The 14,024-nt window shown below is 60.3% G+C and carries 11 protein-coding genes; 8 read left to right on the forward strand and 3 right to left on the reverse strand.

Annotated features, from left to right (window positions below; translation table 11 throughout):
* Window positions 1-25: 25 nt before the first annotated feature.
* Window positions 26-724, forward strand: a complete 699-nt coding sequence (gene lolD, locus J9885_RS07050) for a lipoprotein-releasing ABC transporter ATP-binding protein LolD (protein ID WP_167576576.1) — start codon at window positions 26-28, stop codon at window positions 722-724.
* The gene (lolE, locus tag J9885_RS07055) at window positions 724-1,965 is read left to right on the forward strand and encodes a lipoprotein-releasing ABC transporter permease subunit LolE (protein ID WP_134694949.1); all 1,242 of its coding nucleotides are present in this window, start codon (window positions 724-726) and stop codon (window positions 1,963-1,965) included. Before lolD ends, lolE begins: the two co-directional genes overlap by 1 nt.
* A gap of 74 nt (window positions 1,966-2,039) precedes the next feature.
* On the opposite strand, the gene yfbR is transcribed toward lolE, so the two are convergent.
* Both yfbR and J9885_RS07065 read right to left on the reverse strand, forming a co-directional pair.
* On the reverse strand, window positions 2,040-2,630 hold the full coding sequence (gene yfbR, locus J9885_RS07060; protein WP_134694948.1) for a 5'-deoxynucleotidase: 591 nt from the start codon (window positions 2,628-2,630) through the stop codon (window positions 2,040-2,042).
* A gap of 89 nt (window positions 2,631-2,719) precedes the next feature.
* The gene (locus J9885_RS07065) at window positions 2,720-3,154 is read right to left on the reverse strand and encodes a YccF domain-containing protein (protein ID WP_043760972.1); all 435 of its coding nucleotides are present in this window, start codon (window positions 3,152-3,154) and stop codon (window positions 2,720-2,722) included.
* 428 nt (window positions 3,155-3,582) lie between these two features.
* Between J9885_RS07065 and tig the strand changes: the two genes are divergently transcribed.
* From tig to ppiD, 6 genes are all read left to right on the forward strand, one after another.
* Entirely contained in the window at window positions 3,583-4,893 is a 1,311-nt protein-coding gene (tig, locus tag J9885_RS07070; protein ID WP_210548560.1) for a trigger factor, read from the forward strand.
* Window positions 4,894-4,979: 86 nt separating this feature from the next.
* Entirely contained in the window at window positions 4,980-5,603 is a 624-nt protein-coding gene (gene clpP, locus J9885_RS07075; protein WP_005324106.1) for an ATP-dependent Clp endopeptidase proteolytic subunit ClpP, read from the forward strand.
* Between the two features lie 70 nt (window positions 5,604-5,673).
* Window positions 5,674-6,948 (forward strand): ATP-dependent protease ATP-binding subunit ClpX, encoded by a 1,275-nt coding sequence (clpX, locus tag J9885_RS07080; protein WP_043760970.1) that lies wholly within the window; start codon window positions 5,674-5,676, stop codon window positions 6,946-6,948.
* Window positions 6,949-7,088: 140 nt separating this feature from the next.
* Window positions 7,089-9,443, forward strand: coding sequence for an endopeptidase La (lon, locus tag J9885_RS07085; RefSeq protein WP_134694946.1), 2,355 nt, complete (start codon window positions 7,089-7,091; stop codon window positions 9,441-9,443).
* Window positions 9,444-9,683: 240 nt separating this feature from the next.
* Window positions 9,684-9,956 (forward strand): nucleoid-associated protein HU-beta, encoded by a 273-nt coding sequence (gene hupB, locus J9885_RS07090; protein WP_005315375.1) that lies wholly within the window; start codon window positions 9,684-9,686, stop codon window positions 9,954-9,956.
* Between the two features lie 150 nt (window positions 9,957-10,106).
* The gene (ppiD, locus tag J9885_RS07095; RefSeq protein ID WP_210548561.1) at window positions 10,107-12,020 is read left to right on the forward strand and encodes a peptidylprolyl isomerase; all 1,914 of its coding nucleotides are present in this window, start codon (window positions 10,107-10,109) and stop codon (window positions 12,018-12,020) included.
* Window positions 12,021-12,230: 210 nt separating this feature from the next.
* On the opposite strand, the gene J9885_RS07100 is transcribed toward ppiD, so the two are convergent.
* Window positions 12,231-13,823, reverse strand: coding sequence for an ABC-F family ATPase (locus J9885_RS07100; RefSeq protein ID WP_210548562.1), 1,593 nt, complete (start codon window positions 13,821-13,823; stop codon window positions 12,231-12,233).
* Window positions 13,824-14,024: the final 201 nt, after the last annotated feature.

The following is a 14,024-nucleotide window of genomic DNA, read 5'->3' on the forward strand; positions in this document are numbered from 1 at the left end:
TTCTGGTGCAAGTGGAGCCTCCTGTATGAATCAACCCCAGTCCTGCGAGGCGCTGCTGCGCTGCCAGGCCCTCAACCATGTCTACAAGGAAGGCAATCTGGAGACCCAGGTGCTCAAGGGGATCGACCTGTCCGTCGCCCCGGGGGAGATGCTGGCGGTGGTGGGTAGCTCGGGTTCGGGCAAGACCACCCTGCTGCACCTGATGGGGGCGCTCGACAACCCCTCCAGCGGCACCGTGCTGTTCAAGGGGCAGGATATCCATGGCTGGGACAGCCGTACCCAGGCCAGGTTCCGCAACCGGGAGCTGGGGTTCGTCTACCAGTTCCACCACCTGCTCTCCGAGTTCAGCGCGCTGGAGAACGCCGCCATGCCGCTGCTGATCGCCGGTGAGTCGGTGGCCGTCGCCACCGAGAAGGCGAGCCGGATGCTGGGACGGGTGGGGCTCTCTCACCGCCTCCATCATCGCCCTTCCGAGCTCTCCGGCGGTGAGCGCCAGCGGGTGGCTATCGCCCGAGCCCTGGTCAACGAACCCAGCCTGGTGCTGGCGGACGAACCCACCGGCAACCTGGACCACGCCAGCGCCACCGCCGTGTACGAACTCCTGTGCGAGCTCAATCGCGAGCTCGGCACCGCATTCGTGGTGGTGACCCATGACTTGAGCCTGGCTGCCAAACTGCACCGCCGGGTGACGCTGGTGAGCGGCATCATGGCGGAGGTCGCCTGATGTTCAAGCCGCTGCCCCTGTTCCTGGGCCTGCGTTACAGTCGCTCCCGCCGTCGCAACGGTTTCATCGCCTTTATCTCGGCCTCCTCCCTGATCGGCATTGCCCTCGGGGTGATGGCGCTGATCCTGGGGCTTTCCGCCATGAACGGGTTCGAGCGGGAGCTCAAGAACCGGGTGCTCTCCGTGGTGCCCCACGGGGAGCTTATCGGCATGGAGGCCCCTCTGCCTGACTGGCCGAGGCTGCGCGACTACCTGCTGGCCCAGCCGGGCGTCGTGGCCGCGGCTCCGGTCATTCGTCTGGACGGCCTGCTGGAGCACGGCTCCGCCCTCAAGGGGGCGCAGGTGCGCGCCGTATTGCCTGAGCTGGAAGCCAACCTGTCCGATGCGGGCAACTACATGACGGGCCGCGGCCTGCGCGAGTTGCAGGCAGGCGAGCACGGCCTCATTCTCGGCAAGACCATCGCCGACAAGCTGGGAGTCAAGATTGGTGACTCGGTGGCGTTGTTGCTGCCCCAGGGCGGCGATGCCACCGGTATCAAGAATCCGAAGCGGGAGACGCTCACCGTGGTGGGGCTGCTCGAGATCGGCGGTCAGCTGGATGGCGTACTGGGCTTCATGCACCTGGCGGACGCCCAGGCCATGACCGGCATGGGCAGCGCCGTGGAGGGCTTCAGCCTCAAGGTGAACGACGTGCTCAAGGCCCAGTCCATCACGGTGGCTGCCGCCCAGAAGTTCCCGCACTACGTCTACATCAGCAGCTGGATGAGCCGTCAGGGCTACCTCTATCAGGATATCCAGATGGTGCGAACCGTCATGTACGTGGTGATGCTGATGGTGGTGGCGGTGGCCTGCTTCAACATCGTCTCCACCCTGGTGATGGCGGTGAACGAGAAGCGCAGCGAAATCGCCATCCTCAAGACCATGGGGGCGAGCCCGGGCCAGATCCGGCTCACCTTCGTCATTCAGGGGATGGTGAACGGGGTGGCGGGGGCGCTGCTCGGCGCCCTGCTCGGCGGCCTGCTCTCCAGCAAGCTGACCCAGATCCTGAGCGCCATCGAAGGGGTGATCGGCCATCGTTTCCTGAACCCGGACATCTATTTCATCGACTTCCTGCCCACCGAGCTGCACATGCAGGATCTGGTCATCGTCACCAGTGCGGCCATTCTGATGAGCCTGGTAGCGACCCTCTATCCCGCGTGGCGGGCGAGTGGTCTGGTGCCTTCCCGGGAGCTGGGACACTGATCCGGATACCTTCACGGTGACAAATAAAGAAGGGCCCGTCGGCAATGCCGGCGGGCCCTTCGCATTGATGGGGGTCAGTGGGCGTTCAGCTCGTCCAGGGGCAGGGAGAAGCTGGCCACGAAGACATCGATGAAGTAGCGCATGGCGGGGTTCATCCGGGATGCCAGCATCTGTTCGAGGCGCTTGCGTGCCGGTTCGAACTCCCGGTTGCCGACGCTCAGCTCCTCCAGACACTTGGTGTAGGCGCAGAGGGTGTCCGCATCCTTCACCAGGCGGGCCAGCCCCTCGTCCTGGGCGCCGGAGTCGAGCAGGGGGCGAAAGTCCTCCACCAGCTCCGCCGGCAGCATGCCCAGCAGGCGCTGCTCTGCGGCCAGTTCAATCTTCTTGTATTCGCGGGCAATCTCGGGATTGAAGTACTTGACCGGGGTGGGCAGATCGCCGGTCAGCACCTCGCTGCTGTCGTGGTAGAGGGCCATGACGGCGGCCTGGTTGGCGTCCACCTGGCCACCGAACAGCCGGTTGCTGATGAGCCCCAGAGCATGGGCCACCATGGCCACCTGCAAACTGTGTTCGGCGATGTTCTCGGGCTGGATGTTGCGCATCAGCGGCCAGCGGTAGATGAGCCGCATACGGGCGAGGTTGGCGAAGAAGTGGCTGGGCAGCATGAAAGACCTCAACGGGTGACAATGAAAAGGGCAGACCCTAGTCTGCCCTTTTTTCACATCCCTGGCATCGCCCGGGTGTGCATTCTTGTTCAGCGGATATAGCGGCCCGATTCGGCCTCCTGGTTGGTCACTATCATCTGGCCGATAGGGGCCAGGCTGATGAGGGCCAGCTTGAGGTGCTGGATGCCGAACGGGATGCCGACGATGGTGACGAAACAGGCCAGCGCCGAGGCGATGTGGCCGATGGCGAGCCAGACGCCGATCAGCACAAACCAGAGAATGTTGCCAATCAGCCCCAGGGTGCCGGTGCCGATGTCGCTCTGGCCCGTCATGGCCTTGCGGCTCACCGCCTGCTTGCCAAACGGGAAGAAGGTGAAGGTGCCGATGACGAAGCAGGCGCGTCCCCAGGGGATCCCGATGAGCGACACGAAGCAGAGCAGACCGGCCAGCCACCAGGCGAGTCCCATGAAGACGCCTCCCAGGACGAACCAGAGCAAATTGAACAAGAAGCGGAAAAAGGACATGTTGCGGACTCCAGAACCGTAAATTGGCTGTCACCATAGCGAGCCGGGCCGGGGGACGCAATGGCACAGGCGAATTGGTGGACAATTTGGGTCGCAGGAGACCAGCGAACGGACGGCCTGGCGGGTAATGGCGATGAAAAAGCCCGGTTTGGCGTACAAAAAAGTGAGCCAGTGCAAATTATTGCGGATGCAATGCTTGAACTCGGTGCAAGGCCTCCCCATATAGGAGAGAGTCTTGCGCAAATTGTGCCGTCTGTGCCCCGGATGGGGGATGTGCGGCTCGACGCGACCACTGCACGCCGCTATAATGTCGCGTCATATTTTCTCATCACAAAGACAGTCGTTGTCTTTATAAACAGGAAGACTCCGGGCTTGCCCGGGGGCAATAAAGGGTCAGCACACAGTGCTGAGTTGAACGAGGTAAAAGAATGCAAGTTTCTGTAGAGACAACCCAGGGTCTGGAACGCCGTCTTACCATCACTGTACCGGCTGCTACCGTTGACGCCGCCGTGCGTAAAGAATTGAATGGCCTGGCCAAGACTCGTCGCATCGACGGTTTCCGTCCTGGCAAGGCTCCGGTTGCCATCATCAAGAAGATGTTCGGCGCCATGGCACATGCCCGCGTTGCCGATGAAATGATGCAGAACAACTTCATCAAGGCCATCATCGAGAACAAACTGAGCCCGGCCGGTGCGCCGACCATGGATCCGAAAGAGATCAAAGAAGGTCAGGACTTCGAATTCACCGCCACTTTCGAAGTGTACCCGGAGTTCGAAGTTGCCGGTCTGGAGAGCATCAAGGTCGAGAAGCCGGTTGCCTCCGTCAAGGATGCCGATCTGGCCAACATGATCGACACCCTGCGCAAGCAGCACGCTACCTGGTCTGAAACCGACGCCGCTGCCGCCAATGGCATGCGCGTGACTCTGGACTTCGTCGGTTCCATCGACGGTGAAGAGTTCGACGGTGGCAAGGCTGAAGGTTTCACTCTGGAACTGGGCGCTGGCCGCATGATCCCGGGCTTCGAAGACGCCATCCTGGGCAAGAAAGCGGGCGACGAGTTCACCATCGACGTGACCTTCCCGGCCGACTACCACGCCGAAGCCCTGAAGGGCAAGGCTGCCAAGTTTGCCTCCAAGCTGCACAAGGTTGAAGAGCAGATCCTGCCCGAGCTGACCGAAGAGTTCGTCAAGCGTTTCGGCATCGAGAGCGGCAGCGTTGAAGAGCTGAAGGCCGAAGTGCGCAAAAACATGGAGCGCGAACTGGCTCAAGCCCTGAAAAACAGCGTGAAAGAGCAGGTACTGAACGGTCTGGTTGAAGCCAACCTGATCGATCTGCCGAAGGCTGCCGTTGCCCAGGAAATCGACACCCTGCGTCAGCAGGCTCTGCAGCGTTTCGGTGGCTTCCAGGGCGGCAACGCGCCGGAACTGCCTGCCGAGCTGTTCCAGGCTCAGGCCGAGCGTCGTGTACGCGTAGGTCTGCTGCTGGGTGACGTCATCCGTACCAACGAGATCAAAGCTGACGACGCCCGTGTGACCAGCATCATCGAGTCCATGGCCACTGCCTACGAAGATCCGAAGGAAGTGATCGAGTACTACCAGCAGAACGAACAGATGCTGAATGGCGTTCGTAACCTGGCCATCGAAGATCAAGCCATCGACCTGATCCTGTCCAAAGCGCAAGTGACCGAGAAAGAAGTTGCCTTTGACGAAGTGATCAACAAGTCCGGTGCCGCTGCCTAAGATCATTTGACTTAAGGTCAAAACTGTTAAGTATAATGGCTCGTGTGATCTCCACTCGGGCCATTTTATTTTAGGGACAATGCCTTATGTACAAGAACTATAACGATGTGACTGAATCCCCACGCAATGCGCTCATCCCTATGGTGGTAGAGCAAACCGCGAAAGGGGAGCGTTCCTACGACATCTATTCCCGTCTGCTCAAAGAGCGGGTGATCTTCCTGACCGGTCAGGTGGAAGATCATATGGCGAACCTGGTGGTGGCCCAACTGTTGTTCCTGGAGTCCGAGAACCCGGATCAGGACATCAGCATCTACATCAACTCCCCGGGTGGTGCCGTGACGGCGGGCATGTCCATCTATGACACCATGCAGTTCATCAAGCCGGACGTCAGCACTGTCTGCATGGGGCAGGCCTGCTCCATGGGGGCCTTCCTGCTGGCCGGTGGCGCCAAGGGCAAGCGTTTCTGCCTGCCCAACGCCCGGGTGATGATCCACCAGCCGCTGGGCGGCTTCCAGGGTCAGGCATCTGACATCCAGATCCATGCCCAGGAGATCCTGAAGATCAAGAATACCCTGAACGACCGTCTGGCATTCCATACCGGTCAGGACATGGCCACCATCGAGCGCGACACCGACCGTGACAACTTCATGTCGGCGGAGCAGGCCGTGGCCTATGGTCTGGTTGACGGCATCCTGAGCCAGCGCGGCTGAGCAGGGTATCCCGTCCTGTTGTAAACTCAACAGGACGATCCATCCTCTATTGATAAAACGAGGTCGCTGAATGACAGAGAAACGCAAGGGTGAGGGCGACAAGCTGCTTTATTGCTCTTTCTGCGGCAAAAGCCAGCATGAAGTGCGCAAGCTGATCGCTGGCCCTTCCGTCTACGTATGTGATGAGTGTGTCGAGCTGTGCAACGACATCATCCGCGAGGAGATCCGCGAGATCTCTCCCAAGCGCGATGGTAGCGAGCTGCCGACCCCTCATGAAATCCGTGCCCATCTGGACGACTACGTGATCGGGCAGGAGTACGCCAAGAAGGTGCTGGCGGTGGCCGTCTACAACCACTACAAGCGTCTGCGCAGCGGCAGCGAGTCCGGTGGTGTGGAGCTGGGCAAGTCCAACATCCTGCTGATTGGCCCGACCGGTAGCGGCAAGACACTGCTGGCTGAAACCCTGGCTCGTCTGCTGGATGTCCCCTTCACCATGGCTGACGCCACCACCTTGACCGAAGCCGGTTACGTGGGCGAGGACGTGGAGAACATCATCCAGAAGCTGCTGCAAAAGTGCGATTACGACGTGGAGAAGGCCCAGCGCGGCATCGTCTACATCGATGAAATCGACAAGATCTCCCGCAAGTCGGACAACCCCTCCATCACTCGCGACGTGTCCGGGGAAGGGGTGCAGCAGGCACTGCTGAAGCTGATCGAAGGCACCATCGCCTCCGTGCCTCCCCAGGGTGGTCGCAAGCATCCGCAGCAGGAGTTCTTGCAGGTCGATACCTCCAAGATCCTCTTCATCTGTGGCGGTGCCTTTGCTGGGCTGGACAAGGTGATCGAGCAGCGTTCCGTCAAGGGCACCGGTATCGGTTTTGGCGCAGACGTCAAATCCAAGAATGCCAAGGCTACCTTAAGCGAGAACTTTGCCAAGGTGGAGCCGGAAGATCTCATCAAGTACGGTCTCATCCCCGAGTTCATCGGTCGTCTGCCTGTGGTGGCCACACTGACCGAGCTGGACGAAGCTGCCCTCATCCAGATCCTGAAAGAGCCGAAGAATGCGCTGACCAAGCAGTATGCCGCGCTGTTCGCCCTGGAAGAGGTCGAGCTGGAGTTTCGTGATGACGCCCTGAACGCCATCGCGCGCAAGGCGATGGAGCGCAAGACCGGTGCACGTGGTCTGAGATCCATCGTCGAGGCCGTGCTGCTCGACACCATGTATGATCTGCCGTCCCTGAAAGGGGTCAGCAAGGTGGTGATCGACGAGACGGTGATCAAGGGGGACTCCGAACCTCTGATGATCTACGACAATCCCGAGACTCAGGCTGCAGCCTCAGAGTAACTGTCTGATTTTTAATCATATAAAGGGGCTTTTTGCCCCTTTCATGCTTTTTACGGCCAAGGCGATTGAATCTCATCTTTGCGCCCCCATATACTCAGCCAAGCGCTTTGCCAACGGTATAACAAGCCGAGAGGACATATATGAACCTAGAGCGTTCAGAACGCATCGAGATTCCCGTCCTGCCTCTTCGTGACGTGGTGGTTTACCCCCACATGGTCATTCCACTCTTTGTGGGGCGGGAAAAATCCATTCGCTGTCTGGAAGCGGCCATGGAGCAGGACAAGAAAGTTCTGCTGGTGGCCCAGAAGGATGCGTCGACTGACGAGCCAACGGTGGAGGAGATCTTCTCCGTCGGGACAGTGGCCAACATTCTGCAGATGCTCAAGCTGCCTGACGGCACCGTCAAGGTGCTGGTGGAAGGGGGCCAGCGTGCCCGCCTTGAGCGGATGATCGACGATCGCGACTTCTTCGTCGGCGAGGCGCAGTACATCGCATCCGCCCCCATCGAGGAGAAGGATCAGGATGTGCTGGTGCGCTCCGCGATCGGCCAGTTCGAAGGCTACATCAAGCTCAACAAGAAGATCCCGCCCGAGGTACTCACCTCGATTTCGGCGATCGATGACGCGGCTCGTCTGGCCGATACCATGGCTGCCCACATGCCGCTCAAGCTCGAAGACAAGCAGAAGGTGCTGGAAATCGCCTCCGTGTCCGAGCGCATCGAGTTTCTGATGGCCATGATGGAGTCGGAGATCGACCTGCTGCAGGTCGAGAAGCGTATCCGCTCCCGGGTCAAGAAACAGATGGAGAAGAGCCAGCGGGAGTACTACCTCAACGAGCAGATGAAGGCCATCCAGAAAGAGCTGGGTGAGCTGGAAGACAGCCCGGATGAATTCGAAGCCCTCAATCGCAAGATTGAAGAGGCGGGGATGCCGGAGGATGCGCGCGAGAAGGCGCAGGCCGAGCTCGCCAAGCTGAAGATGATGTCTCCCATGTCCGCCGAGGCCACCGTGGTGCGCAGCTATGTGGACTGGATGGTGCAGGTGCCCTGGAAGGCCCGCTCCAAGGTCAAGAAGGACCTGGGCAAGGCGCAAGAGGTGCTGGACGCGGATCACTATGGCCTGGACAAGGTCAAGGATCGCATCCTCGAATACCTGGCGGTGCAGGCGCGGGTTAACAAGCTCAAGGGCCCCATCCTCTGTCTGGTCGGGCCTCCCGGTGTGGGCAAGACTTCCCTGGGGCAGTCCATCGCCAAGGCGACCGGCCGCAAATATGTGCGCATGGCGCTGGGCGGGGTGCGTGATGAGGCGGAGATCCGCGGTCACCGTCGTACCTACATCGGCTCCATGCCCGGCAAGCTCATCCAGAAGATGGCGAAAGTCGGCGTGAAGAATCCGCTGTTCCTGCTCGACGAGATCGACAAGATGAGCTCGGACATGCGTGGCGATCCCGCCTCCGCCCTGCTGGAGGTGCTGGATCCCGAGCAGAACAGCAGCTTCAACGATCACTATCTGGAAGTGGATTATGACCTGTCGGACGTGATGTTCGTGGCCACCTCCAACTCCATGAACATCCCGGGTCCGCTGCTGGACCGGATGGAAGTGATCCGTCTGTCCGGTTACACCGAGGACGAGAAGCTCAACATCGCCAAGCAGCATCTGGTGGCCAAGCAGATCCAGCGCAACGGCCTGAAGCCTTCCGAGATCACCATCGAGGATTCGGCGCTGATCGGGGTGATCCGCTACTACACCCGCGAGGCGGGGGTACGCAGCCTGGAGCGCGAGATCTCCAAGATTTGTCGCAAGGCAGTCAAACGCATCCTGCTGGACAAGAGCATCAAGCATGTTCAGGTCAATCAGGAGAACCTCAAGGAGTTCCTCGGGGTGCAGCGCTTTGACTACGGCAAGGCAACCGACCAGAACCAGATTGGTCAGGTGTGCGGGCTGGCGTGGACCGAGGTGGGGGGCGATCTGCTCACCATCGAGACCACCAACATGCCGGGCAAGGGCAAGCTCACCTACACCGGTTCCCTTGGGGACGTGATGCAGGAGTCCATCCAGGCGGCCATGACGGTCGTGCGGGCCCGTGCGGAGAAACTGCGCATCAACGCGGACTTCTACGAGAAGCGCGACATCCACGTGCACGTACCGGAAGGGGCGACCCCCAAAGACGGTCCGAGCGCCGGCATCGCCATGTGTACCGCCCTGGTCTCCAGCCTGACCGGCAACCCGGTGCGCGCCGATGTGGCCATGACCGGCGAGATCACCCTGCGCGGCGAAGTGCTGCCCATCGGGGGGCTCAAGGAGAAGCTGCTGGCGGCTCACCGCGGTGGCATCAAGCGGGTGCTGATCCCGAAAGAGAACGAGCGGGACCTCGAGGAGATCCCGGCAAACGTCAAACAAGACCTTGAAATCTATCCGGTTCGCTGGATTGACGAGGTGCTTGCACTGGCGTTGCAAGAGAATCCGCAGGGTTTCGAACGCGTTTCTGTCGTGTAAATGTTGATGCGCCGCAAATTTGGTGCATTCGGGGGGTGGTTAAGGCTTGCATGCGCCGGACAACGGAAGTAGCCTTGACCACCGATCGGGTACTCATGATGAGTCGCAAGGCGTGATGTGGCGCGGGTTTGCGCCAGATTGTCACTTGCAACTGATCAGGAGGCTTGTTATAAAACCTCCACTTGTTGTGGCCAGGGAAATCAGCGCCGCAGCGATGTTCGATAAAAGGGGAATATAAGAGTGAATAAATCTCAACTGATTGACAAGATTGCAGACGGTGCTGATATCTCCAAAGCTGCCGCTGGTCGTGCGCTGGATGCTTTCATTGACGCCGTGGGCGAAGCTCTGAAAGAGGGTGACCAGGTTGCTCTGGTTGGCTTCGGTACTTTCGCCGTGCGCGAGCGTGCTGCCCGTTCTGGCCGTAACCCGCAAACTGGTGCGACCATCGAAATCGCCGCCGGTAAAGTTCCTGCCTTCAAAGCCGGCAAGGCCCTGAAAGACGCGGTCAACTAAGCCGGTCGCTGATATCACATCGGCACCGTCCTTGGTCTTTGACCAGACAGGTGAGAGGGCTCTCCCTCATACTGATTGACCAAGGCGCATCGCAATCGGTGCGCCTTTTCATTATTTACGCCCATCGAGTTCGGGAGCATAAGTACAAACATGATGTTGGATAAACTACGCGAAGGGGCGCAGGGCAAGGTAGCCAAGGTTATCTTGGGCCTGATCATCCTCTCCTTTGCCTTGGCCGGCGTAGGCAGCTACCTCAATGGCCCGGCACGTACCGCCCCCGCCACCGTCAATGGCAATGACATCAGTGCCCCCGCACTGGAGAATGCCTACCGCAACGAGCGGGCCCGCATGGAATCCCAAATGGGTGAGGCCTTCAACCAGCTGGCTGCGAACCCCGACTACATGAAACAGTTCCGTCGTGGCGTGCTGGATCGGTTGATCGATCAGGCACTGATCGATGACAAGGCTCGCACACTCGGCCTGCGCGTCAGTGACGAGCAGATCAAGCAGGCCATCGTCGCCATGCCGGAATTCGCCGAAAACGGCAAGTTCAGCAACGAGCGCTACCTGCAGCTCATCCGTCGTGCCGGTATGACGCCGGAGATGTTCCGCGACTCCCTGCGCCAGGACATGGTGCGTCAGCAACTGATGGGCGCCGTGCTGGGCTCCGAGTTCGCCCTCAAGGGTGAAGCCGAGCAACTCGACCGGCTCTACAACCAGACCCGGGATCTGCGTCTGGTGCGCCTGGCCGCGTCTGCCTATGTGGACGGGATCGAGGTGAGCGATGCGGAGATTGAGCAGTTCTACAAGGCCAACAGCAACCGCTTCATGAACGACGAGACGGTCAAGGTCGATTACCTGCTGCTGGACGCTGCTGCCCTTGGCAAGAACATCAAGGTCACCGAGCAGGATGCCCAGGATTACTATGATCAGCATCAGGACCTGTTCCAGCGTGCCGAGCGCCGCCAGGTGGCCCACATCCTGATCCCGTTCGGCAAGGATGAGAAGGCCGCCGAGAAGCAGGCTGACGAGCTCCTGGCCAAGGCCAAGGGCGGCGAAGACTTTGCCGAGCTGGCCAAGGCCAACTCCTCTGACACCTTCTCCGCCAAGAAGGGCGGCGAGCTGGACTGGTTCGAGAAAGGGGTGATGGATCCGGCCTTCGAGAAAGCCGCCTTTGCGCTGGCCAAGGTCGGGGATCTCTCCACCGTGGTGAAAAGCCCGTTCGGCTTCCACGTCATCAAGCTGCTGGGCGTCGAGCCCGCCAAGACCAAACCCTTCGTGGACGTGATGAGCGACACCATCGCCCGCCTGCAGTCTGACAAGGCGAAGGAGCAGTTCTTTGCCGAGCAGCAGAAGATGGCCGACAGCAGCTTCGAGAACCCGGACTCCCTGGATCTGACCGCAGAGACCATGGGCCTCAAGGTGCAGTCCACCGGTTACTTCAGCCAGGCCGATGCTCCGGCGCCGCTCAATGATCCCAAGGTGCTCTCCGTGGCCTTCTCCGAGCAGCTGCGCGATGACAACACCAACTCCGACGTCATCGAACTCTCCGATGGCAAGGCCCTGGTGCTGCACATCATGGGTCACCAGCCCAGAGCGGCCAAACCACTGGCCGAGGTGAAAGAGCAGGTGATCGCGGCCATCAAGCACGACAAGGCGAGTGAAGTGGCGCGCGGCAAGGCCCAGGGCCTGCTGGACAAGCTACATGCCGGCGAGGACATCCAGGCCGATCTGACCGCCCTGGGGCTGAAGGTGGAGACCCACAACGGTGTGGCCCGCTTCGCCCAGGAGATGGATCAGAACCTGGTGGCCCAGGCGTTCCGCATGCCTCATCCGACCGATGGCAAGCCTAGCGTCGAGCTGGTGACCGAAGCCAATGGCGACCGCGTGGTGGTGGCCCTGGACAAGGTCAACGTGACCAAGGAGCCATCCCAGATGGTGAGCCTGCTACAAGGGCAGCTGGGCCAGGGCAAGGCACAGGCGGACTACAAGTCGCTCATCGACGAGCTGCGCAAGGCAGCCAAGATTGAGTACTTCACCGATGTGGAAGCCGCAGTCGAATAAGTCAGACCGGCCCGTCCACCTTGAAAACGGCTCCTATATGGAGCCGTTTTTTTATCTGCACGCGGCAGGAGGGGCGTGCTGCCAGCCCTGGTCGAGGATGAGTAACACCAAGGGGGCTTACTGGTCGGCATCCCAAGGCAGGTTGGCTTGCCAACAGACATAAAAAAACCGGCGCCTGGGCGCCGGTTGTCACTGGGAAAGCGGGGTGGGTTAGACGACGCCCTGGGTACGCAGGTAATCCTCGTAGGTGCCGCCGAAGTCGCGGATGCCATCTTCAGTCAGCTCCAGGATGCGGGTCGCCAGGGAGGAGACGAACTCGCGGTCGTGGGAGACGAAGATCAGGGTGCCCTTGTACATCTCCAGCGCCAGGTTCAAGGATTCGATGGATTCCATGTCCAGGTGGTTGGTCGGCTCATCCATGATCAGGATGTTGGGGCGTTGCATCATCAGCTTGCCGAACAGCATGCGGCCCTGTTCACCACCGGAGAGCACCTTGACCGGCTTCTTGATGTCGTCCTGGGAGAAGAGCAGACGGCCCAGCACGGAGCGTACCGCCTGCTCGTCTTCGTTCTCCTGCTTCCACTGGGCCATCCAGTCGAACACGTTGAGGTCGGTGTCGAAATCCTCGGCGTGATCCTGGGCGTAGTAACCGATCTGGGCGTTCTCGGACCACTTGATGGTGCCGGTATCCGGTGCCAGAGCCCCTACGAGCGTCTTGATCAGGGTGGATTTACCGATCCCGTTGGTACCCAGAATGGCGACCTTCTCGCCCACTTCCAGCATCATGTTGAGGCCCTTGAACAGGGGGCCCTCGCCATAACCCTTGGAGACGCCTTCGATCTCCAGAATGTTGCGATAGAGCTTCTTATCCTGCTCGAAGCGGATGAAGGGGTTCTGCCGGCTGGAGACCTTCACTTCCTCAATCTTGATCTTGTCGATCTGCTTGAGGCGTGATGTGGCCTGGCTGGACTTGGAGGCGTTGGCGCTGAAACGGGAGACGAAGGACTGCAGATCGGCGATCTGGGCCTTCTTCTTGGCATTGTCTGCCAGCAGGCGCTCACGGGCCTGGGTGGCAGCCAGCATGTATTCGTCGTAGTTGCCCGGGTAGACGCGCAGCTCGCCGTAGTCCAGATCCGCCATGTGGGTGCAGACGGAGTTCAGGAAGTGACGGTCGTGAGAGATGATGATCATGGTGCTCTCGCGATCGTTGAGCACCTGCTCCAGCCAGCGAATGGTGTTGATGTCCAGGTTGTTGGTCGGTTCGTCCAGCAGCAGGATGTCGGGGTTGGAGAACAGCGCCTGCGCCAGCAGTACTCGCAGTTTCCAGCCCGGGGCCACTTCGCTCATGGGGCCGTTGTGCTGCTCGATGGGGATGCCGGCACCCAGCAGCAGCTCGCCTGCGCGGGACTCGGCGGTGTAGCCGTCATATTCGGCGACCAGGCCTTCCAGCTCGGCGGCCTTCATGTAGTCGTCGTCGGTCGCTTCCAGGTTGGCGTAGATGGCGTCGCGTTCCGCGATGGCGGCCCACAGCTCGGTGTGGCCCATCATGACCACGTCCAGCACGCGCATTTCTTCGTAGGCGAACTGATCCTGGCGCAGCTTACCGATGCGCTCGTTGACATCCAGGCTCACATTGCCGCCGGTGGGTTCGAGATCGCCGCCGAGGATCTTCATGAAGGTGGACTTGCCACAGCCGTTGGCGCCGATGAGGCCGTAGCGGTTGCCGCCGCCAAACTTGACGCTGATGTTCTCAAACAGCGGCTTGGCGCCGAACTGCATGGTGATGTTGTTGCTTGAAAGCACTGGAATGTCCCGGTTGGTCTGTCAAATGGCGCGCATTATGGCACAGATCCCCCAAAAGTTTTAGCAGGAACTGTGATCTGGCCCCATTGCAGGGGCGAAGGTTTCACGACAAGGCCCCCCTCTGGACTGCGGCGCCTTTCGGGGGGAGCCGAGGGGGCGGCCATGAAAAAAGCCGGCACAGGGCCGGCTTGAAGGCATGGA

This window comes from Aeromonas sp. SrichE-2G (genome assembly GCF_017939565.1).
GTDB classification, from domain to species: Bacteria; Pseudomonadota; Gammaproteobacteria; order Enterobacterales; family Aeromonadaceae; genus Aeromonas; species Aeromonas taiwanensis.

Coding starts and splice junctions, on each gene's coding strand:
- clpX (WP_043760970.1), top strand. CDS start 5,674: ATGACAGAGAAACGCAAGGGTGAGGGCGACAAGCTGCTTTATTGCTCT.
- clpP (WP_005324106.1), top strand. CDS start 4,980: ATGTACAAGAACTATAACGATGTGACTGAATCCCCACGCAATGCGCTC.
- yfbR (WP_134694948.1), bottom strand. CDS start 2,630: ATGCTGCCCAGCCACTTCTTCGCCAACCTCGCCCGTATGCGGCTCATC.
- J9885_RS07065 (WP_043760972.1), bottom strand. CDS start 3,154: ATGTCCTTTTTCCGCTTCTTGTTCAATTTGCTCTGGTTCGTCCTGGGA.
- lolE (WP_134694949.1), top strand. CDS start 724: ATGTTCAAGCCGCTGCCCCTGTTCCTGGGCCTGCGTTACAGTCGCTCC.
- lolD (WP_167576576.1), top strand. CDS start 26: ATGAATCAACCCCAGTCCTGCGAGGCGCTGCTGCGCTGCCAGGCCCTC.
- lon (WP_134694946.1), top strand. CDS start 7,089: ATGAACCTAGAGCGTTCAGAACGCATCGAGATTCCCGTCCTGCCTCTT.
- tig (WP_210548560.1), top strand. CDS start 3,583: ATGCAAGTTTCTGTAGAGACAACCCAGGGTCTGGAACGCCGTCTTACC.
- ppiD (WP_210548561.1), top strand. CDS start 10,107: ATGATGTTGGATAAACTACGCGAAGGGGCGCAGGGCAAGGTAGCCAAG.